Consider the following 20115-nt stretch of genomic DNA (forward strand, 5'->3'; position numbering starts at 1 on the left):
CAGCTGACGCGAGCCGCGCCTCCAGACCGGTCGGGAGGCGCGGCTCGCGTCGTTCCGGCTACATGAGCTCTGCGATGGTCGCCATGATCGTCGGGTCGGCGAGCGTCGTCGTGTCGCCGATGCGACGGCCCTCGGCCGCGTCGCGCAGCAGGCGACGCATGATCTTGCCCGAGCGGGTCTTCGGCAGCTCCGGGACCACGACGACCTGCCGGGGCTTCGCGATCGCACCGATGCGCTTGCCGACCCAGTCGCGGAGTTCCTTCGCGACCGCGTCGCGGTCGGCACCCTCGGCCGCCTCGGCGGTCAGGATGACGAACGCGACGACGGCCTGGCCGGTCGTCTCGTCCGCGGCACCGACGACGGCGGCCTCGGCGACGCCCTCGTGCCCGACCAGGGCCGACTCGATCTCGGCGGTGGAGAGCCGGTGGCCGGAGACGTTCATGACGTCGTCGACGCGACCCTGCACCCAGATGTCGCCCTGCCCGTCCAGCCGCGCGCCGTCGCCGGCGAAGTAGCGGCCGGGGAAGCGGCTCCAGTAGGTCTCGACGAAGCGGTCGGGATCGTTCCAGATGCCACGGGCCATCGACGGCCACGGCTCCGTGATCGTCAGGTAGCCGCTCTCGCCGGGGTCGGCGCGGTGGCCCTCCTCGTCGACGATCTCGGCGACGATGCCCGGCAGCGGGGTCTGTGCGGCTCCGGGCTTCAGCTTCGTCACGCCGGGCAGCGCCGAGATCATGATCGCGCCGGTCTCGGTCTGCCACCAGGTGTCGACGATCGGCGTCCGGTCGTGGCCGATGACCTGCCGATACCACTGCCACGCCTCGGGGTTGATCGGCTCGCCGACGCTGCCGAGCAGGCGGAGGGACTCGAGGCTCCGCGCCTCGGGGATCTGCCGGCCGGCCTTCATCGCGGCGCGGACGGCGGTCGGCGCGGTGTAGAGGACGGTGACGCCGTAGCTGTCGACGATGTCCCACCAGCGGCCGGGCTGCGGCTCGTCCGGGGTGCCCTCGTAGAGCACCTGCGTGACGCCGTTCGCGAGCGGGCCGTAGACGACGTAGGAGTGCCCGGTGATCCAGCCGATGTCGGCGGTGCACCAGTAGACGTCCTTCTCCGGGTGCATGTCGAAGACGTTCCGGTGCGTGTAGGCGGCCTGTGTCAGGTAGCCGCCGGAGGTGTGCACGATCCCCTTCGGCTTCCCGGTGGTGCCCGAGGTGTAGAGCACGAACAGGGGCGTCTCGGCGGGGAACGCCCGCGCCTCGTGCTCGGGGGCTGCCTTCGCGAGCTCGTCGTGCCACCACAGGTCGCGGTCGTTCCAGGCGATGTCGTTGCCGCCGCGCCTGACCACGAGCACGTGCTCGACGGAGTCGGTGCCCTCGCCGGCCAGTGCCTCGTCCACCGCGGGCTTCAGCGGGGAGACCGCGCCGCGCCGCCAGCCCCCGTCGGCGGTGACGACGAGCTTCGCGCCGGCGTCCTCGATGCGGGCGCGCAGGCTCTCGGCGCTGAAGCCGCCGAAGACGACCGAGTGGACGGCGCCGATCCGGGCGACGGCGAGCATCGTGACGACCGCCTCCGGGATCAGCGGCATGTAGACGACCACGCGGTCGCCCTGCGCGACGCCGAGGTCGGTGAGCATGTTCGCGGCGCGTTGCACCTCGGCGGTGAGTTCCGCGTAGGTGATCCGACGCGTGTCGCCGGGTGCACCCTCGAAGTGGATCGCGACCCGGTCGCCGTTGCCCGCGCGGACGTGCCGGTCGAGACAGTTCTCGGCCACGTTGAGGGTGCCGTCGTCGAACCACTTCGCGAACGGCGCGCCCGACCAGTCGAGTGTCCGGGTGAACGGTGTGCGCCAGTCGAGCAGGGTCCGGGCCTGGTCCGCCCAGAACGCCTCGCGGTCGGCGGCGGCCGCCTCGTGCAGGTCCTCCCGCGCGACGGCGTCCGCGACGAAGTCCGCCGGCGGAGCGAAGGTCGGGCCGTCCTCGTGGCGTTCGTCGGCCTGGGTCGGTGTGGACATCGGTGTCCTCTCGCATCGTTGCGGCTGGGGTGCAGTCGGAGACTACCCCCGGTGCGGGACCGTGCTGCGGGGCCCCGCGGACATTCCGGCCGAGGGGTTGCCGAGCACGGGTCGTCATGGGGTACAGTGGTTCCTGCCGGACTCGTTTCCGGTGGCACCGGGCCGGATTCCCCCCAATCCACCGATGTCAAGGCGGCACCGGTTCCCCCCAACAGGTGCCGCCTCTTCTTTTTCCCCGACGCCTGTTGCGCAGCGTGTCCGGGTGGCACGGCTCGATCGGCGTCCTGGTGCCGAAGAGTGGACAGACTTGTCCACGTCCTCGTTGCAGGGCCGCTCGCGACGGCGTCCGCTCGGAGGGTGCCCGGGCGACCGGCCGCCCGGCCCGGTGCCGTCGGTTCCGCACGGTCGCCTGCGGACACCGAACGGGGTACGGCTTTGCGTAACGGGGTACAACACGGCACCTCGAGGGTGTCGAGCGGGAGCCGTCCACACGACATACCGATTCCTGACGTGGCCGCCGCCGACCGACCTAGCGTCGACCGCATGCACCGCCACCGAGCCGACGCCCCCGGGGCCGATCACGACGCCACCGGTCCCGGTGTCCCTGCTGAGCCGGGCGGCGTGCCGTTCCTGCCGGGCGCCGCGCGTGCTCGGCGGCGCAGGACCCTCGATCCGTCGGTGTTCGAGGAACTCGCGGCCCTGGTCGCGGACGCGGAGACGACCGACGTGCTCGTCGTCGGCGGGCAGGGCACCTGGATCGACCGGGGTCGCGGCCTCGAACGCGTCCGCCCCGAGCTCCCGGAGCGGCGTGCGCGAGCGCTCGCCGCCGAGCTCGTCGCCCTCGGCGGCCGCCACGTCGACGAGACCACGCCGTGCGCCGACGTGCGGCACGGCGACGGGGTGCGCGTGCACGTCGTCCTCGCGCCGGTGTCCGTCGGCGGCACCGCGCTGTCCGTCCGGCTGCCGCGGCCGGAGCGCCCGACGCTCGCCGGCCTGGAACGCCTCGGTGCCTTCCGGGTCGTCCCCCGGGCCGTGCTCGAGGACGCGGTCGCCCGGAGGCGCAACGTCCTGGTCACGGGCGCCACCGGCAGCGGGAAGACGACCGTGCTCGCGGCGATGCTCGGCGCGGTGCCGCACGACGAGCGGATCGTCACGGTCGAGGACACCGCGGAGCTCCGGGTCGAGCACCCGCACGTCGTCACGCTCGAGGCGAGACAGGCGACCGCCGAGGGCACCGGTGCGCTCGGGCTCGACCGGCTCGTGCGCGAGGCACTCCGGATGCGCCCGGACCGGTTGGTGGTGGGGGAGTGCCGGGGTGCCGAGGTCCGTGAGCTCCTCGGGGCCCTGAACACCGGGCACGACGGCGGGGCCGGCACCCTGCACGCGAACGGTCTGGCCGACGTCGGAGCGCGGCTCGAGGCCCTCGGGGCACTGGCCGGTCTCGGCCCGCAGGCACTCGCGCGACAGGTCGTCAGCGCGGTCGACCTCGTCGTGCACGTCGAGCGGCGGTCGTCGTGGCGGGGGATCACGGCGGTCGGGACGTGCGGGATCGACCGCGACGGGCGGCTCGAGGTCCGCCCGGTCGGACGCGCCGGCCCGTGAGTCGCCGCCACGGTCGGGTCGGTCCGGACGCAGCTGGAGCCGCGCGCGTGCTGGACCGGGTCGCGGTGCTCGTCGGTGCGGGGGTGCCACCACCGCGGGCCTGGGCCCTCCTGGGTGGCGTGCCCGAGGCCGACGCTCCCGCCTGGCAGGACGTCCGCCTCGTCCTGCAGGTGGCGGAGCGGACCGGGGCGCCCTCTGCCGGTGCCCTGCGCGCCCTCGCCGCGGCGATGCGCCGGACAGCCGCGTCCGACCGTGCCGTCCGGGTCGCCCTGTCGGGACCGCGCACGAGTGCTCGGGTCGTGCTGGCGCTGCCGCTCCTCGGGCTCGGACTCGGTTCGGTGTGGGGCGCGGACGCGTTCGTCGTGCTCCTCACCCGGCCGGTCGGGTGGATCTGCTGCGCAGCGGCGGCAGGACTCGTGCTCGTCGGGCAGCGCTGGACCCGACGGCTGGTCGACGCCGTGACGCCGGACGGGCACGTGCCGGGCGTCCTGCTCGACGCGTGGGCGGTGGCGCTGACCGGTGGTGGGTCGTGGCAGTCGGCGGAAGCAGCCGTGCGCGGAGCCCTCGGAGCAACCGCCGGTGACGGGGTCGAGGCGGCGCGGCTGCACGAGGTGCTGGTCCTGAGTCGTCGCGCCGGGGTGCCCGCCGCGGAGCTGCTGCGCGCCGCTGCCGAGGACGCCCGGGACGACGCCGCTGCGGCGGGCCTCGCTGCGGCGGAGCGACTGGCCGTCCGGCTCGTGCTGCCGCTCGGCGTGTGCGTCCTGCCGGCGTTCGTCCTGGTGGGCGTCGTGCCGGTCGTGGTCGGGGTCCTCTCCTCCACCGTCGGTGGTCTCCGCTGAACCGTCCACAGACCGACCCGCCGAGCGTCGGACGGTGCCCCCGGTGGGCGAACGTGGGACCACCACAGAGAGAGGGGAACACCATGACCGACTCGACACCTCCGCAGCCGACACGGGTCCCGGCGCCGGTGCCGTCACCGGGAGACACGGCGGGCGTCGCCCGAGGGTGGGCCGCGAGCGTGCACGTCCCCGCTCGTCCCGGTGCCGGACGTCGTCGGTGCCGCCCCGGGGACGACCGCGGGTCGGCCACCGCCGAGTACGCCGTCGTCATCCTCGCCGCGGTGGCGTTCGCCGGTGTGCTCGTCGCCGTGATGCGCTCGGGCGAGGTCCAGCAGATCCTGACCGACCTCGTCCGCGGGGCACTGGTCCCGTGACCGGGCTCCGTCCGTCCGCGTCCGACCGCGGCAGTGTGACCGTGGAGTTCGCCGTCGGGCTCCCGGTCGTCGCCCTCGTCCTGGTCTCCCTGGTCGCCGGCGTGGTCCTGGTCGACCGTGCCGGGCGGCTCGGGTCGGTCGCCGGCACGGCGGCACGGGCGCTCGGGCGCGACGACGAGCGGACGGCCGCCGCGGCACTCGCCACCGTGCCCGGTTCCACCTCACGGGTCCGCCACGAGGACGGTCTGGTGTGCGTGGACGTGCAGGGGACCCCGGCCGGTCCCTTCGCGGTCCTGCCGCTCCGCGCGACCGGCTGCGCGGCAGGAGGGGGCGGATGACGCGGCCGTCGGGACCCGACCGGCGCGTGCGGCCGACCGGGACCGTCGCGGTCCGCAGGGCACCGGACCGCGGTTCGGTGACCGTCGCCCTCGTCGCCGTGCTGGCGCTCGCGCTGCTCGTCGGCTCCGCGGCGCTCGCCGGTGCTCGGACGCGCGTGCTGCTCGAACGGACGCGCACCGCCGCCGACGCCGCAGTGCTCGCCGCCGCTGCGGTGCTCGTGCACCGTCTTCCCGGCGCCCCCTGCGCCGTCGCCGGACGCGTGGCACGCGCCAACGGTGCCGCACTCGACGCCTGCGCCACCGCGGGCTCCGCCGCCCGGGTCCGGACGGTGGCGGGCTCCGGACCGTTCGCCGTGAGCGCAGTGGCCGTCGCCGGGCCGCCACGCGGGCTGCCCGACCAGTGTGTGTATGGTGTGCACGTCGGCCCCCGGTCACCGTTGTCCCGGTCGACCCGGACACCGTTGCGGTCCTGGGCCGGCGCGCACCATCGATCAAGGAGTCACGTGCCAGGCACGAAGAAGCTCGTGATCGTCGAGAGCCCTGCGAAGGCGAAGACGATCGCGCAATACCTCGGCGACGGATACGAGGTCCAGGCGTCCGTCGGACACATCCGCGACCTCGTCGAGCCCAAGAACCTGCCGGCTGAGCTCAAGAAGGGCTCCCTCGGGAAGTTCTCGGTCGACGTCGACAACGGCTTCGAGCCCTACTACGTCGTCTCCGACGCGAAGAAGAAGACCGTCACCGAGTTGAAGCGCGCCCTGAAGGACGCCGACGAGCTCTTCCTCGCAACAGATGAGGACCGCGAGGGCGAGGCGATCGCGTGGCACCTCCTGCAGGTGCTCAAGCCGAAGGTGCCGGTCAAGCGCATGGTGTTCCACGAGATCACCAAGGAGGCCATCCAGCGTGCGAAGGAGGCCACCCGTGAGCTCGACACCGCCCTGGTCGACGCGCAGGAGACCCGCCGCATCCTCGACCGTCTCTACGGGTACGAGGTCTCGCCGGTGCTGTGGCGCAAGGTCGGCCCCGGGCTGTCCGCCGGTCGTGTGCAGTCGGCGGCGACGCGACTCGTCGTCGACCGGGAGCGCGAGCGCCTGGCGTTCGTGTCGGCGAACTACTGGGACCTGACGGCTCGGTTCGAGAAGGTCGGCGACACCGCCTTCACGGCGCGCCTCGCCCGACTGCAGGGCACCCGTGTCGCCTCGGGTCGCGACTTCGACGACCGCGGCGCGCTCAAGGGCGAGGCCGTCCGCCTGGACGAGGCCTCGGCCGCGGCGCTCACCACCGTGCTCGAGCGGGCCGGCGACGCCGTCGTCCGCAGCGTCGAGTCGAAGCCGTACACCCGTCGGCCCGCCGCACCGTTCACGACGTCGACCCTGCAGCAGGAGGCGGCTCGCAAGCTCCGCTTCTCCGCTCGGCAGACGATGAGCGTCGCGCAGTCGCTGTACGAGAACGGCCACATCACCTACATGCGTACGGACTCCTCGTCGCTGTCGCAGCAGGCGATCACCGCCGCGCGCAAGCAGGCCTCGGCGCTGTACGGGCCGGAGACGATCCCCGACAAGCCACGCAGCTACGCCGGCAAGAGCAAGAACGCGCAGGAGGCCCACGAGGCCATCCGCCCCGCCGGCGACACGTTCCGCACCCCGTCCGAGATGAACGGCGTGCTGCGGGGCAACGACTGGAAGCTCTACGACCTCATCTGGAAGCGGACGGTCGCCTCGCAGATGGCCGACGCCAAGGGTTCGACCGCGTCGGTCGTCCTCGGCATCACGTCGACCGACAGCGTCGCAGGGGTCGCCTCGACGGCGAACGGGACGGACGCCGAGTTCACCGCGTCGGGCACCGTGATCACCTTCCGCGGCTTCCTCAACGCCTACGAGGAAGGCCGCGACGAGGAGCGCCACGGCGGGGGCGAGAACGGCGATGCCAAGCTCCCACAGATGGCCGAGGGCGACCACCTCGGCGTCACCGAGGTCGAGGCCAAGGGCCACGACACGTCGGCTCCGCCGCGTTACACCGAGGCGAGCCTGGTGAAGACGCTCGAGGAACTCGGCATCGGTCGTCCGTCGACCTACGCCGCCATCATCTCGACGATCATGGACCGCGGGTACGTCACGCAGCGCGGGAGTGCCCTCGTCCCGAACTGGATCGCGTTCAGCGTGGTCCGGCTCCTCGAGGACCACTTCGGCGACCTCGTGCAGTACGACTTCACCGCCGGCATGGAAGAGGACCTCGACCGCATCGCGAGCGGCGACGCCGACCGCACCGACTGGCTCAAGGGCTTCTACTTCGGCGGCGACGACCACCGCGGGCTCCGGACCGTCATCGACAACCTGGGCGAGATCGACGCGCGCGACATCAACTCCGTCGAGCTCGCGCCGGGTCTGACCCTGCGGATCGGGCGGTACGGCCCCTACATCGAGGTGCCGAGCGACGACCCCGAGAAGCCCCGTCGCGTCAACGTGCCCGAGGACCTGGCGCCCGACGAGCTGACGACCGACAAGGCCCGCGAGCTCGTCGAGGCACCCGTCGTGGGCGACCGCGTGGTGGGCATCAACCCCGAGACGGGCAAGGAGGTCCTGGCGAAGGACGGTCGCTTCGGGCCGTACGTCACCGAGCGCACCCCCGAGCCCGAACCGACCGTCGACCCGTCGACGGGCGAGGTCACCGAGCCGGCCGCCGATGCAGCACCCGCAGCCGCGGACCAGGCGACCACCACCGCGAAGGGCGCGAAGGCCCCCGCGAAGAAGACGACGAAGAAGGCCGCGGCGCCGAAGGAACGCACCGCGTCGCTCTTCAAGTCGATGGACCCGCAGACCGTGGACCTCGAGACCGCGCTCAAGCTCCTCGACCTGCCCCGCGTCGTCGGCAAGGACCCGGAGTCCGGCGACGACATCACGGCGCAGAACGGTCGTTACGGCCCGTACATCAAGAAGGGCACGGACACCCGCACGCTGCCGAGCGAGGACGCGATCTTCGAGATCGACCTGCCCGGTGCGGTGGAGCTCTTCGCGCAGCCCAAGTACGGCGGCCGACGCGCTGCCACGGCCGCGCTCAAGGAGTTCGAGGCGGACCCCGTGTCCGGGAAGCCCATCAAGGTGAAGGACGGCCGCTTCGGTCCGTACGTCACCGACGGTGAGACGAACGCGACGATCCCGCGCGGCGAGGACGTCGAGACCGTCGACCACGCCCGTGCCGTGCAGCTGCTCGCGGACAAGCGTGCCAAGGGGCCGGTGAAGAAGAAGGCGCCGGCGCGGAAGACCGCGGCCAAGAAGAAGTGACCGGGCGCTTCATCACGCTCGAGGGCGGCGACGGCGCGGGCAAGACCACCCAGGCCGAGCTCCTCAGCAGATGGCTCGAGGAGCACGGTCGGACGGTCGTCCGCACGCGTGAACCCGGCGGCACGGAGCTCGGGCAGCGCATCCGCGAGATGGTGCTGCACGAGCGCGGGCACGTCTCGGCGCGCGCCGAGGCCCTCCTCTACGCCGCGGACCGGGCGCACCACGTCGAGACGGTCGTCCGCCCCGCGCTCGCCCGGGGGGAGGTCGTCCTGCAGGACCGGTACATCGACTCGTCGGTGGCGTACCAGGGCGTTGCACGGGGTCTGGGTGCCGAGCGCATCCGCTCGGTGTCCGACTGGGCGGCCGACGGCCTGCTCCCGGACCTGACGGTGCTGCTCGACCTCGACGTCACGGTCGGGCGGAGCCGGGTCGCGGCAGCTCGGGGCGACGTCTTCGACCGCCTGGAGTCCGAGGCGGCGTCGTTCCACGAGACCGTCCGACGGGCCTTCCTGGACGCTGCCGATGCGGAGCCGGAACGCTTCCTCGTCGTGGACGCCGGGCAGCCTGCCGACACGGTCCACCGCGCGGTCCGCGCCGCGGTCGGTGCCGTCGTCGGGATCGCGGACGAGGACGGTCCGGCGTGACGGTGGCTGCTGACAGGATGTCCTCGTGAGCGTGTGGGACGGCCTGACCGGACAGGACGACGCCGTCGCGGCCCTGCGCAGTGCGGCCGAGGCTCCCGACGGGACCGGTGGCATGACCCACTCGTGGTTGATCACCGGGCCGCCCGGGTCCGGCCGGTCGAACGTCGCCACCGCCTTCGCTGCCGCCCTGGTCGGTGCCGGAGCGGACGACGACCACGCCCTGCGGCAGATCACCGCGCGCACGCACCCCGACGTGTCGGTGCTCACCACACAACGCGTCATCATCACGATCGACGAGATCCGTCAGCTGGTGACGTCGTCGTACTACTCGCCCTCGGTCGGTCGGTACCGCGTGGTGATCATCGAGGACGCCGACCGCATGACGGAGCGCACCTCCAACCTGCTGCTCAAGGCACTCGAGGAGCCGCCGGAGCGGACGGTGTGGATCCTGTGCGCGCCGAGCGAGGCGGACCTGCTACCGACGATCCGGTCCCGCGTGCGCTCGGTGCGGCTCCGGGTGCCCGACGTCGCGTCCGTCGCGGAGCTCATCGTGGCCCGGACCGGGGTCGACCGGGCCCTCGCGACCGATGCCGCGCGGCAGGCGCAGAGCCACATCGGGATGGCGCAGCGACTGGCGACGAGCGAGGACGCCCGCACACGCCGACGCCGGACACTCGAGACCGTGCTCGGGGTGCGCTCGGTCGGCGACGCCGTGATGGCCGCCGCCGAGCTCCTGGCGGTCGCCGACGAGGACGCCAAGGCGATCACGCAGCAGCGGGACGGCGAGGAGCGGGACGCAGCCCTGCGGTCACTCGGCGTGGAGCCGGGCGGCACGGTGCCACCGGCGCTGCGGTCGCAGCTGCGGGCGCTGGAGGAGGACCAGAAGCGCCGGGCGACCCGCAGCCTGCGCGACGGACTCGACCGGATCCTCGTCGACGTCTCGTCGCTGTACCGCGACCTGCTCCTGCTCGGCCTCGGTGCGCCGGCAGAGCCGGTGAACCTGTCGATGCGCGACCAGCTGGACCGGGCGCTCGAGGTGGTGCCGCCGTCCGCGGCGCTCGAGGTGCTCGACGCGGTGTCGCTCGCCCGCTCGCGGATCGCGGCGAACGTCGCGGCACTGCTCGCGCTCGAGGCGCTGCTCGTGACCGTGGCCCGCGCGACCCGCTGACCCGCGTGGCCCGCTGACCCGCGCGACCCGCTGGCCCGCGCCACCCTGACCCGTGCGGCCCGCGCCACCCTGACCCGCGCGGCCCGGACCGCCGTGACACCGGACCCCTGGCGACCGGGGTCGCGGGGCGGGCGTGCGCCGAGCCTCCCGGCCGGTCAGCCTCCACCCACCGGACCCTGCGCGACCCCGCAGCCGATCGCCCCGACCACCGTGAGAAGATCGCGACATGCCCGAAGCCGCACCCGGACTGCGTGAGCGCAAGCGCCGCGCCACCCGTCTCGCGATCCAGCAGGCCGCCCTGCGGATCGCACTCGACTCCGGCTGGCCCGCCGTCACCGTCGACGAGATCGCCCGACGAGCGGACGTGTCCCCGCGGACGTTCTTCAACTACTTCCCGAGCAAGGAACAGGCGCTCCTCGGGGACGACCCGACGCTGCCGACGGGACCGGCGCTCGACACCTTCCGCGCCGGGGGACCGAGCGGCGAGCTCCTGTCCGACCTCGGCACCCTGCTCGTGCACGCGACGGGCGAGCTGGTGGAAGAACGCGGGCTGCTCGCGGAACGGCAGCAGGTGCTCCGCGCCGCTCCGGAGCTGTTCACGCGGCGGATGGCCTCGATGAAGGAGTTCCAGGCCGAGATCGAGGAGGCCGTGGCGGGGCGGCTCGCGGACACGGAACCCGACCTGGCGTCGGACCCGGACGCGCTGCGGCGCCGCGCCCGGCTCGCGTCGGTGGTGGCGCTGGCAGCGCTCCGACACGCCTGGTGGGAGTGGTCCGACGGGGCCACCGAGACGCAGCTGACCGAGGAGCTCCAGCGGTCGTTCGACGAGCTCGGCGCGCTCGTTTCGCGTTCGCTCGTCTGAACCTGTATAGTCATTGCTCGTGCCGCTCCGGGAACGGAGCGTCCGCCGCCTTAGCTCAGTCGGCAGAGCGATTCACTCGTAATGAATAGGTCGTCGGTTCGATTCCGACAGGCGGCTCGACACCGGAACCCCCGGTCGGACACTGTCCGACCGGGGGTTCCGTCGTTGTCGGGCCGCTCGGCTAGGGCAGGTAGTAGGTCGGGTTCGGCAGCTTGACGCTCCGGTCCGACGATCCGCCGAGCAGGTCGCTGTACTGGTCGCCGAGGTTCGCGACCACGTCGTACCCGCCGCCGGCGGGGGACTCGATGTGCGCCCGGGTCTGCGCCTTGTACTCGACCGTCGTGCACTTCGCGGCGGCGCAGGTCACGTACGACGGCTGCTGGGAGCTGCCGGTGCCGGTCCACTTCGTGTAGTAGGTCCGGTTCCCGCCGGTGGTCGCGGCGAACTGCGGGTAGCCGACGGCGTGCAGGTTCGCGATGGTGGCGTCCTGCTGCGCCTCGTTCCGACCGGTCACGCCGATGACGGTGCAGCCCGCCTGCTGCGCGGCGGCGACGAGCGTCGGCATGCCCGGCGTCGCGGGGAAGCGCTGGTCCTGCACCCACTCGTCCTGCAGTGCGGGGTCGAACACGAAGTGCATCGCGGCGACCTCCATGTCGTAGGTCCACAGCGTCGTGTCGTCGGCGTCCAGGACGATCGCCGGGTTGCGGTGCTGCTGCCGGGCGACGGAGCACTGCCGGGCGATCGCGGGGGCCTGTCGTGCCACGAGCCGGGCCGTCTCGCGGACGTAGGGGGAGTCGGTGCGGTTCGCGAGTCCGGTGCCGGGGTCGCCGTAGTAGGTGGCGATGGTCTTCTTGACGGAGTCGATGTTCGGGATGCCCTCGCCGCCCTGCGTGGCGCCGGAGGAGCCGTCGGCGGCCATCGTGAAGTGGGTCCTCGGGGCGAGGCGCGGTTCGCGCACGCCGGGCAGGTCCGCCGAGGGCAGGGAGTACGTGGGGTTCGGCAGCTTCAGCGTCCGGTCGGCGTACCCGCCCTGCAGGTCGCTCCACTGGTCACCGACGTTCAGTGCGATGTCGTAGCCGAGGTCCTGCTCGATGTGCTTCCGGGTGAGTGCCTTGTACTCGACGGTGGTGCACTTCGCGGCTGCGCAGGTGATCCAGGACGGCTGCTGGGACGCGCCGGTCCCGGTCCACTTCGTGAAGAAGTGGTCCTCGGAGAAGGCCGTGTAGCCCACCTTCGCCAGGTTCTGCACGGTCGCCGTCTTCTGGTCGTCGTTGCGGCCGGTCAGGCCGAACACGGTGAAGCCCATCGCCTGCGCGCGGTTCACGAAGCCGACCATGGACGGGGTCGCGGGGAAGCGCTGGTCCTGCACCCACTCGTCCTGGCGCGCGGGGTCGAAGACGAAGTGCATGTCCGCGACCTCCATGTCGTAGGTCCACAGCGTGGTGTCGTCGGCGTCGAGGACGATCGCCGGGCGCTGCCCGTGCCGGACGGCGCGGTCGTGGATGCGGCGGAGCTGGCGCGTCTCGCGGTCGACGATCGACCGCACCTCGCGGACGTAGGGGGAGTCGGTTCGGTTCGCGAGTCCGGTGCCGGGGTCGCCGTAGTAGGTGGCGATGGTCTTCTTGACGGAGTCGATGTTCGGGATGCCCTCGCCGCCCTCGGTGGCGCCGGAGGAGCCGTCCGCGGCCATCGTGAAGTGCGTCCTCGGGGCGAGCGAGGAGTCGGGGCCGTGAGCGGGCGGCGTCCAGCCGTGCGCGTCGGCCGGCGCCGCGGTGAGGACGGTGGACACGACGAGGAGTGCCGCGCTCGTGGCGACGGCGGTGCGGAGGGATCGGCGCATGGAGACCTGGTGACCTTCGAGTCGGGGACCGCCCCCGATCGGGGGACAGCAGCACGCTAGTTGTCGGTCAGCCGAGTGGTCCATGTGGGTCCGTACAGGTGCCCGCCGCGTCGTCGCCCGGCGACCGGCTGGTAGACAGGTGGCATGACGGTTCGCTGGGGAGTCATCGGTACGGGCGGCATCGCCCACTCGTTCGTGGCGGACTGCACCGCCGCGGGGATCGACTTCGTCGCGGTGGGGAGCCGCACGCGCGAGTCCGCCGAGGCCTTCGCCGCCGAGCACGGCATCGCCCGCGCGCACGGCTCCTACGCGGACCTGGTCGCCGACCCGGACGTCGACGCCGTCTACGTCGCCACACCGCACTCGCGTCACGCCGAGGACGCCCTGCTCGCGATCGACGCCGGCAAGCACGTCCTGGTCGAGAAGGCGTTCACCATCACCGCGGCCGAGGCGCGTCGGGTGGTCGACGCCGCCCGCCGCGCCGACGTCGCCGTGACCGAGGCGATGTGGACCCGCTTCCTGCCGCAGATGCGGATGATCCGCGAGCTCGTGGCCGAGGGGCGCATCGGACGCCCGCGCCTGGTCGAGGCCACCCACCACCAGGCCCTGCCCAGCGATCCCCGCCACCGGCTGAACGACCCGGCGCTCGGCGGCGGCGCGATCCTCGACCTCGGCGTGTACCCGATCTCGTTCGCGGTGGACGTGCTCGGTGTGCCGACCGCGGTCACGGCCGTGGGCACGCTGAGCGACCAGGGCGTCGACACCCAGATGGGCCTGGTGCTCACCCACGAGGGCGGTGCCCAGTCGATGATCCACTTCAGCCTGGACCTGCGGAGCCCGAACACCGCGTCGATCATCGGCGAGGACGGGCGCATCGACCTCGACGACACCTGGTACACGCCCACCACGTGGCGGCTCCGTGACCGCGACGGCACGGTCCTCGAGGAGTTCGACTCGCGCGAGGAGCTCGCCGGCTACGCCCACGAGGCGCGTGCGTTCGAGGCGATGGTCACCTCCGGGACGCACGAGGGCGGCCCGATGGACCCCGAGGAGACGATCGCGATCACGGCCGTCATGGACGAGGCCCGTCGGCAGGTGGGCGTCCGCTACGCGGCCGACGACGACGGATCGGACGCGCCGTCGGCCGACTGACGTCCGCCGGCGGGTGCGCCGGTGACCGATCCGGTCTGGAGGCTCCTCCCGCGGTTCCGTAGGATCGGTCGCGATGTCCGACCAGCAGCCCACGTCGAAGTCCGTCCCGGCACGCCTCCGCGGCGCCGTCGGGTCCCTGCGCCGCTCCGCGGCTCGCCGACCGGTCCCGTGGATCGCCGGTGGTCTCGTCGGTGTCCTCCTGCTGGGCTCGGGCGCCTCGGTCGCCGTGGCTGCCGCGACGATGCCGTCCCGCCCGTCCGCGGCGACGCGGTCGGCCGCCGCGACGACCGCGCCGTCGGACACGCCCCGGAGCTCCGCGACACCGAGTGCGACGCCGACGGACGAGTCCCGCTCGGTGCCGGACGACGCCGCCGGCCCGTCGGCCCTGCGGACCTGCACGATCGACGCCGCGGCCTCGGCAGCCGGCCTCGGGTCCTTCGAGGGCTTCGTCATGGACGCGGAGTCCGGGGAGACGCTGTTCTCGCGGAACGGGGAGGAGGCGGCACAGACCGGCAGCGTGATGAAGACGCTGACGAGCGCCACGGCCCTCGCGGTCCTCGGCGGCGACCACCGCATCCCGACCACGGTGACGAAGGAGGCCGACGGCACCGTCGCGCTCGTCGGTCACGGCGATGCGACGCTCTCGGCCGGCAACGGCACGGTGTACCCGGGCGCGCCGACCCTCGCGCAGCTCGCACAGCAGGTGAAGGCGGCCCTCGGTGACGCCCCGGTGACGACGATCGTCGCCGACGACAGCTACTGGGACGACGCCGACGCGTGGGACCCGACCTGGCCGGAGAGCGAGCGCACCATCGGGTACCAGCCCCGGGTCACCGCGCTCATGGTCGACGGCGACCGGGCGAACCCGGCCGCTGCGACCTCGCCCCGCTCCACCGACCCGGTCGGTCGCGCCGGAGCAGCCTTCCGCACGGCACTGGCGAACGCGGGCGTCGCAGGAGCCGGGAACGCGCAGGTGGTGCAGCGCGCGACCACGAGCACGGACCAGATCGCCTCGGTCTCCTCGCAGCCGGTGTCGACGTTGATCGGGCAGATGATCCCGAACTCCGACAACACCCTGGCCGAGATGCTGGCGCGCGTCTCGTCGAAGGAGTCCGGTGCAGGCGGGTCGGCGGCGTCGCTGACCGGCGTCTACCAGGAGGCACTCGCCGGCTACGGCGTCGATCCCGCGGGCATCACGATCAAGGACGGCTCGGGGGAGAGCGCGGCGAACGCGGTGTCGCCGTCCTTCGTCGCCCACCTCATGGTCGCGGTCGCCGCGGGGGATAAGGGCCTCGGCGTGCTGTCCGGGGCGCTCCCCGTCGCCGGCGTGTCCGGCACCCTGTCGAGCCGGTTCACGGGGGAGAACGCGGTGGCGCGCGGCAAGGTGCACGCGAAGACCGGGTGGATCGACAGCGCGAACACGCTCGGCGGGTACATCGACGCGGCGGACGGCCGACGCCTCACCTTCGCGTTCTACGCGATCGGGTCTCCGCGTGCCGCGGCACTGCCGGCGCTCGACGCCGTCACCGCGGCGACGTACCGGTGCGGTGGGAGCCTGACCTCGTCCTGACGTCCACGCAGCCGCAGGGTGCCGGGTGCAGGATGGGTACATGGCCAGGGCACTGCTCGTCGTCGACGTCCAGAACGACTTCACGGAGGGCGGCGCGCTCGGTGTGACCGGGGGCGCGGCCGTCGCGGAGCGCATCAGCGCGTTCCTCCGTCGGCACGCGGACGAGTACGACCTCATCGTCGGCTCCCGCGACTGGCACCACGGCGACGACGACAACGGCGGACACTTCGCCGGACCCGAGGGGCCGGACTTCGTGGACACGTGGCCGGTGCACTGCGTCGGTGGCACGCCCGGTGCGGCGTACCACCCGGACCTCGACACGAGCGTCATCGACGTCGACGTGTTCAAGGGGCGGGGCCGGCCGGACTACTCGGCGTTCCAGGCGAGCACGGACGACGGCACCGCGCTGCCGGACCTCCTCGCCGACCGTCGGGTGACGACGGTGGACATCGTCGGCATCGCCACCGACCACTGCGTGCGCGCCACGGCGCTCGACGCGCGGGCCGCCGGGTACGACGTCGCCGTCTACGACGACCTCGTGGCCGGGGTGGACCCGGACCGCAGCGCACGGGCCCTGGACGAGATCAGCGCGGTCGGCGGGCACGTCGACCACAGCGACATGGACGAGGGGCTCGCGAACCCCGGAGGAGCAGTACTGTGACCGCACCCACCACCACGACCAGCGGACCCACCCCGGCCGGCCCGACCACCACCGTCTCGGACGACCACGTCACCGTCGCCGACGTCCCCACCGGGCTGTTCATCGGTGGCGAATGGCGTTCCGCGAGCGGCGGCGCGACCTTCCCCGTCCGCGACCCCAGCACGGGCGAGGTCCTCGCCGAGGTCGCCGACGCGACGCCCGAGGACGGCATCGCCGCCCTCGACGCCGCCGTGGCCGCGCAGGAGGCCTGGGCCTCGACCGCGCCGCGGCGACGGTCGGACATCCTCCGCCGGGCGTTCGACCTGGCCCACGAGCACGAGGACGACCTCGCCGCCCTGATGACGCTCGAGATGGGCAAGCCCCTCGCCGAGTCCCGGGGCGAGGTCGCCTACGGCAGCGAGTTCCTCCGGTGGTTCTCGGAGGAGGCCGTCCGCATCTCGGGTGACTACCGCACCAACCCGGAGGGCACCGGACGCGGCATCGTGCTCCGACGCCCCGTCGGTCCCGTCTACGCGATCACGCCGTGGAACTTCCCCCTCGCGATGGCGACGCGCAAGATCGGCCCGGCACTCGCGGCCGGCTGCACGGTCGTGCTGAAGCCGGCGGACCTCACGCCGCTCACGACGCTCTTCCTGGTCGAGTTGTTCCGCCGCGCCGGGCTGCCCGACGGCGTGCTCAACGTGGTGCCCTCGCGCGATGCGAAGGCGCTGTCGGAGCCGATCATCGCCGACCGCCGGCTCCGCAAGCTCACCTTCACCGGTTCGACGCCGGTCGGGTCGGCACTCCTCAAGCAGGCCGCCGACAACGTCCTCAAGACGAGCATGGAGCTCGGCGGCAACGCTCCGCTCCTCGTCTTCGACGACGCCGACCTCGACGAGGCGGTCACGGCGGCGATGCAGGCGAAGTTCCGCAACGTCGGCGAGGCCTGCACGGCGGCGAACCGCTTCTTCGTGCAGGAGGGCATCGCCGAGTCCTTCACCGCGGCGCTCACCGCGAAGGTCGACGGACTGCGGATCGGCCGGGGCACCGAGGACGGGACGACCATCGGTCCGCTCATCGACGACCGCGCCGTGGACAAGGCCGCCGGGCTCGTCGACGACGCCGTGCAGCGGGGTGCCCGGCTCGTGACCGGCGGGGAGCGGGTCGACCGTCCGGGCACGTTCTACGCACCGACGGTGCTCGACGAGGTCCCGCCGGGGTCGGACATCCTCACCACCGAGATCTTCGGGCCGGTCGTGTCGATCACGCGGTTCGCCACCGAGGAGGAGGGCATCCGCCTCGCGAACGACACCGAGTACGGGCTCGTCGCGTACGCCTTCACGACCGACCTCCGGCGCGGTCAGCGGCTCGCGGAGCGTCTCGAGACGGGCATGCTCGGGCTGAACACGGGCGTCGTGTCGAACGCGGCGTTCCCGTTCGGCGGGGTCAAGTCCTCGGGGCTCGGCCGCGAGGGTTCGCACGAGGGCCTCGAGGAGTACCTGGAGTCGGTCTACGTCCTCACGCCGGACCCCTTCGCCGCCTGACCCCCCTCCGCACGACGCAACGTCGGCGGTTCCCCGCAACGGTACAGCCCTGCGAGGAACCGCCGACGTTGCGTTCCGCGGGATCGACGTCAGACGAGCAGCTGGTGCTTCGCGAGGTCGCGGTAGAGCGGGGTGGACTGCACGAGCTCCGAGTGCGTGCCCGTGCCGACGACACGGCCGTGCTCGAGCACGACGATGACGTCGGAGTCGACGACGGTCGACAGCCGGTGCGCGATGACGAGCAGCGTCCGGTCGGCCGCGACGGCGTCGATCGCGAGCCGCATCTTCTGCTCGTTCACCCCGTCGAGCGAGGACGTCGACTCGTCGAGCAGCAGGATCGGGGGCGCGGCGAGCAGTGCCCGGGCGATCGCGAGCCGTTGCCGCTCACCACCGGACAGCATGACGCCGTCCTCACCGACCTGGGCGTCGAGCCCGCGGGGGTCGCGGTGCAGCACGTCGCCGAGGTTGACGGCCTCGAGCACCCGGACGCACTCGGCCTCGGACGCGTCGGGGGAGCCGAGCAGCAGGTTCGCCCGGATGGTGCCGGCGAGCACGGGGGCGTCCTGCTCGACGTACCCGATCTGCGCGCGGAGCTCGGCGCGGTCGAGCCCGCGGACGTCGACGCCGCCGAGCCGGATCACACCCGAGGTCGGGTCGTAGAAGCGCTCGATGAGCGCGAGCGTCGTGGACTTGCCGGCCCCGGAGGGACCGACCAGCGCCACCCGCGCGCCGCGGGGCACGCGGAACGACACGTCGTCCAGCACCACGTCCTCGGCGGAGGGTGCGGCGTCGACGGCACCCGAGCCTCCCGACCGGTCCGTCGCGCTGCCCGCGCCCGTCGCGCCGTCCGCGCCCGACGCGCTACCCGCGCCCGACGCGCCGTCCGCGCCCGTCGCATCCGCAGCCCGCGCGTACCGGAACGTCACGTGCTCGAACGCGATCGCGTCGTCGGTCTCCGTCGCCGCGGCGACCCGGACGGCACCGTCGTCCTGGTCCTCCGTCGGCAGGTGCAGGATCTCCTCGATGCGGCCGAGGGCGCCGAGTGCCTGCGCGACCGCGACGGCTGCGCCGAGGGCCTGCCCGAGCGGCATGACCATCATGAAGAGCAGCAGGATGAAGGTGATCAGCGTGGCGATGGTGATCTGCCCCGCGGCGACCTGTGCACCCCCGACCCCGAGCACGGCGATGAACGCGACCTGCATCACGATGCTCGCGACCGGCACCACGAACGCCGACATCTTCGCGATGTCCAGGCCGCGGCGGTAGGCCTCGGTGGCGTGTCCGTCGACCTCGGCGACCTCGCGGCCGGTGGCCCCGGCGGCACGGATCGTGCGGACGGCACCGATGCCCCGCTCGACCGCCGCGGTCAGGTCGCCGACCTTCTCCTGGGCACGCTTCGACGCGACGCGGATGCGTCGGCTGAGCCCGCCGACGACGACGATCGCGACGAGGACGATGACGACGGTGATGCCGAGGAGCAGGGGGTCGATGACCGCCATCGCGATGATCGCGCCGACGAACGTCAGGGCGCCACCGATCGACTCGATGAGTCCCTGCGTGAGCACGGCGCGCAGGAGCGTCGTGTCGCTGCCGACGCGGGACACGAGGTCGCCGGTGCGGCGGGTGTCGAACTCCGAGATCGGCAGGTTGAGGATCCGCGCGATGAGCTTGCGGCGGGTGGAGAGCACCACGCCCTCACCGGCGCGCTGGAGCAGGAAGTGCTGCACGCCGTTCAGCACGCCCGAGACGAGCACGAGGGCGACGAGCGCCCAGACCAGGATCGAGAGCGTCTCGCCGTGCTGCACGGCGGTGACGACCTGGTTGACGAGCAACGGCTGCGCGAGCGAGGCGCCGGCTCCGAGGACGCTCAGCACGATGATCACGGCCATCGCGGGCTTGTTCTCGAACAGGTAGGTCAGCAGGCGGCCGAAGCTCGCCCGTGGGCCCTCGGACGGCTTGCGGCGTGCGGAGAAGAGGCTCATCGTTCCTGGTTCCTGCCGCCCGTGCGGGGTGTGCTGGCGGCCGTCGTCCATCTTCGCACCGTCCCGTGGGAGCGTGGTGCGCGGCGTCGTGTTGGTCGTCTCGCCGTTGAACGACATCCCCGCTGTCGGACGACGTCGGGGGTGTCGTCCCACAGCGGCAGCACGCGCAGGCGACATCGCGCGCGCGACGCCGGACGCGACGGACGGGAGGCGCGGTGCCGGACCGGCACCGCGCCTCCCGTCCGTCGGGTGGTCGCGTCAGGACGCG

At 72.9% G+C, this 20115-nt stretch carries 15 protein-coding genes and 1 tRNA gene; 13 read left to right on the forward strand and 3 right to left on the reverse strand.

The genetic code is table 11. The features are described from left to right. Window positions 1-58 precede the first annotated feature (58 nt). Window positions 59-2011, reverse strand: coding sequence for an acetate--CoA ligase (gene acs, locus JOD95_RS11935; RefSeq protein ID WP_209685101.1), 1953 nt, complete (start codon window positions 2009-2011; stop codon window positions 59-61). Window positions 2012-2554: 543 nt separating this feature from the next. On the opposite strand from acs, the gene JOD95_RS11940 reads away from it, so the two are divergent. The 9 genes from JOD95_RS11940 to JOD95_RS11980 all read left to right on the forward strand — a co-directional run bounded on the left by JOD95_RS11940 (window position 2555) and on the right by JOD95_RS11980 (window position 11236). After that, complete coding sequence (locus tag JOD95_RS11940) at window positions 2555-3613, forward strand: CpaF family protein (protein ID WP_209685102.1); 1059 nt, start codon at window positions 2555-2557, stop codon at window positions 3611-3613. Then, the gene (locus JOD95_RS11945) at window positions 3610-4452 is read left to right on the forward strand and encodes a hypothetical protein (protein ID WP_209685104.1); all 843 of its coding nucleotides are present in this window, start codon (window positions 3610-3612) and stop codon (window positions 4450-4452) included. The genes JOD95_RS11940 and JOD95_RS11945 overlap by 4 nt, the downstream gene beginning before the upstream one ends. Before the next feature lie 179 nt (window positions 4453-4631). Then, entirely contained in the window at window positions 4632-4826 is a 195-nt protein-coding gene (locus JOD95_RS11950; protein WP_066658434.1) for a DUF4244 domain-containing protein, read from the forward strand. Then, window positions 4823-5164, forward strand: coding sequence for a hypothetical protein (locus JOD95_RS11955; RefSeq protein WP_066655141.1), 342 nt, complete (start codon window positions 4823-4825; stop codon window positions 5162-5164). Before JOD95_RS11950 ends, JOD95_RS11955 begins: the two co-directional genes overlap by 4 nt. A 503-nt stretch (window positions 5165-5667) precedes the next feature. Next, window positions 5668-8445 (forward strand): type I DNA topoisomerase, encoded by a 2778-nt coding sequence (gene topA, locus JOD95_RS11960; RefSeq protein ID WP_209685275.1) that lies wholly within the window; start codon window positions 5668-5670, stop codon window positions 8443-8445. Continuing rightward, window positions 8442-9089 (forward strand): dTMP kinase, encoded by a 648-nt coding sequence (tmk, locus tag JOD95_RS11965; protein WP_066655139.1) that lies wholly within the window; start codon window positions 8442-8444, stop codon window positions 9087-9089. Before topA ends, tmk begins: the two co-directional genes overlap by 4 nt. A 25-nt stretch (window positions 9090-9114) precedes the next feature. After that, window positions 9115-10257 carry a DNA polymerase III subunit delta' gene (locus JOD95_RS11970; RefSeq protein ID WP_209685105.1) on the forward strand — a complete coding sequence of 381 codons (1143 nt, stop codon included), beginning with the start codon at window positions 9115-9117 and terminating at the stop codon, window positions 10255-10257. Window positions 10258-10483: 226 nt separating this feature from the next. Then, window positions 10484-11119, forward strand: coding sequence for a TetR/AcrR family transcriptional regulator (locus JOD95_RS11975; protein WP_066655137.1), 636 nt, complete (start codon window positions 10484-10486; stop codon window positions 11117-11119). A gap of 44 nt (window positions 11120-11163) precedes the next feature. Further along, window positions 11164-11236 (forward strand) — tRNA-Thr (locus JOD95_RS11980). A gap of 64 nt (window positions 11237-11300) precedes the next feature. Here the strand turns inward: JOD95_RS11980 and JOD95_RS11985 are convergent. Beyond that, window positions 11301-12959 (reverse strand): HAD family acid phosphatase, encoded by a 1659-nt coding sequence (locus JOD95_RS11985; RefSeq protein ID WP_209685107.1) that lies wholly within the window; start codon window positions 12957-12959, stop codon window positions 11301-11303. Window positions 12960-13103: 144 nt separating this feature from the next. On the opposite strand from JOD95_RS11985, the gene JOD95_RS11990 reads away from it, so the two are divergent. From JOD95_RS11990 to JOD95_RS12005, 4 genes are all read left to right on the forward strand, one after another. Then, window positions 13104-14111, forward strand: coding sequence for a Gfo/Idh/MocA family protein (locus tag JOD95_RS11990; protein WP_209685108.1), 1008 nt, complete (start codon window positions 13104-13106; stop codon window positions 14109-14111). A gap of 73 nt (window positions 14112-14184) precedes the next feature. Beyond that, window positions 14185-15681, forward strand: coding sequence for a D-alanyl-D-alanine carboxypeptidase/D-alanyl-D-alanine-endopeptidase (gene dacB, locus JOD95_RS11995; RefSeq protein ID WP_245172195.1), 1497 nt, complete (start codon window positions 14185-14187; stop codon window positions 15679-15681). A 40-nt stretch (window positions 15682-15721) separates the two neighbouring features. Beyond that, window positions 15722-16342 carry an isochorismatase family protein gene (locus tag JOD95_RS12000; RefSeq protein ID WP_066655131.1) on the forward strand — a complete coding sequence of 207 codons (621 nt, stop codon included), beginning with the start codon at window positions 15722-15724 and terminating at the stop codon, window positions 16340-16342. Window positions 16343-16437: 95 nt separating this feature from the next. Next, window positions 16438-17865 carry an NAD-dependent succinate-semialdehyde dehydrogenase gene (locus JOD95_RS12005; protein ID WP_245172296.1) on the forward strand — a complete coding sequence of 476 codons (1428 nt, stop codon included), beginning with the start codon at window positions 16438-16440 and terminating at the stop codon, window positions 17863-17865. 89 nt (window positions 17866-17954) lie between these two features. Here JOD95_RS12005 and JOD95_RS12010 read toward each other — a convergent pair whose 3' ends face one another. After that, window positions 17955-19847 carry an ABC transporter ATP-binding protein gene (locus JOD95_RS12010; protein WP_209685112.1) on the reverse strand — a complete coding sequence of 631 codons (1893 nt, stop codon included), beginning with the start codon at window positions 19845-19847 and terminating at the stop codon, window positions 17955-17957. Window positions 19848-20115 lie beyond the last annotated feature (268 nt).

The sequence above is a fragment of the Curtobacterium sp. 1310 genome, from assembly GCF_017834105.1.
Classification (GTDB): domain Bacteria; phylum Actinomycetota; class Actinomycetes; order Actinomycetales; family Microbacteriaceae; genus Curtobacterium.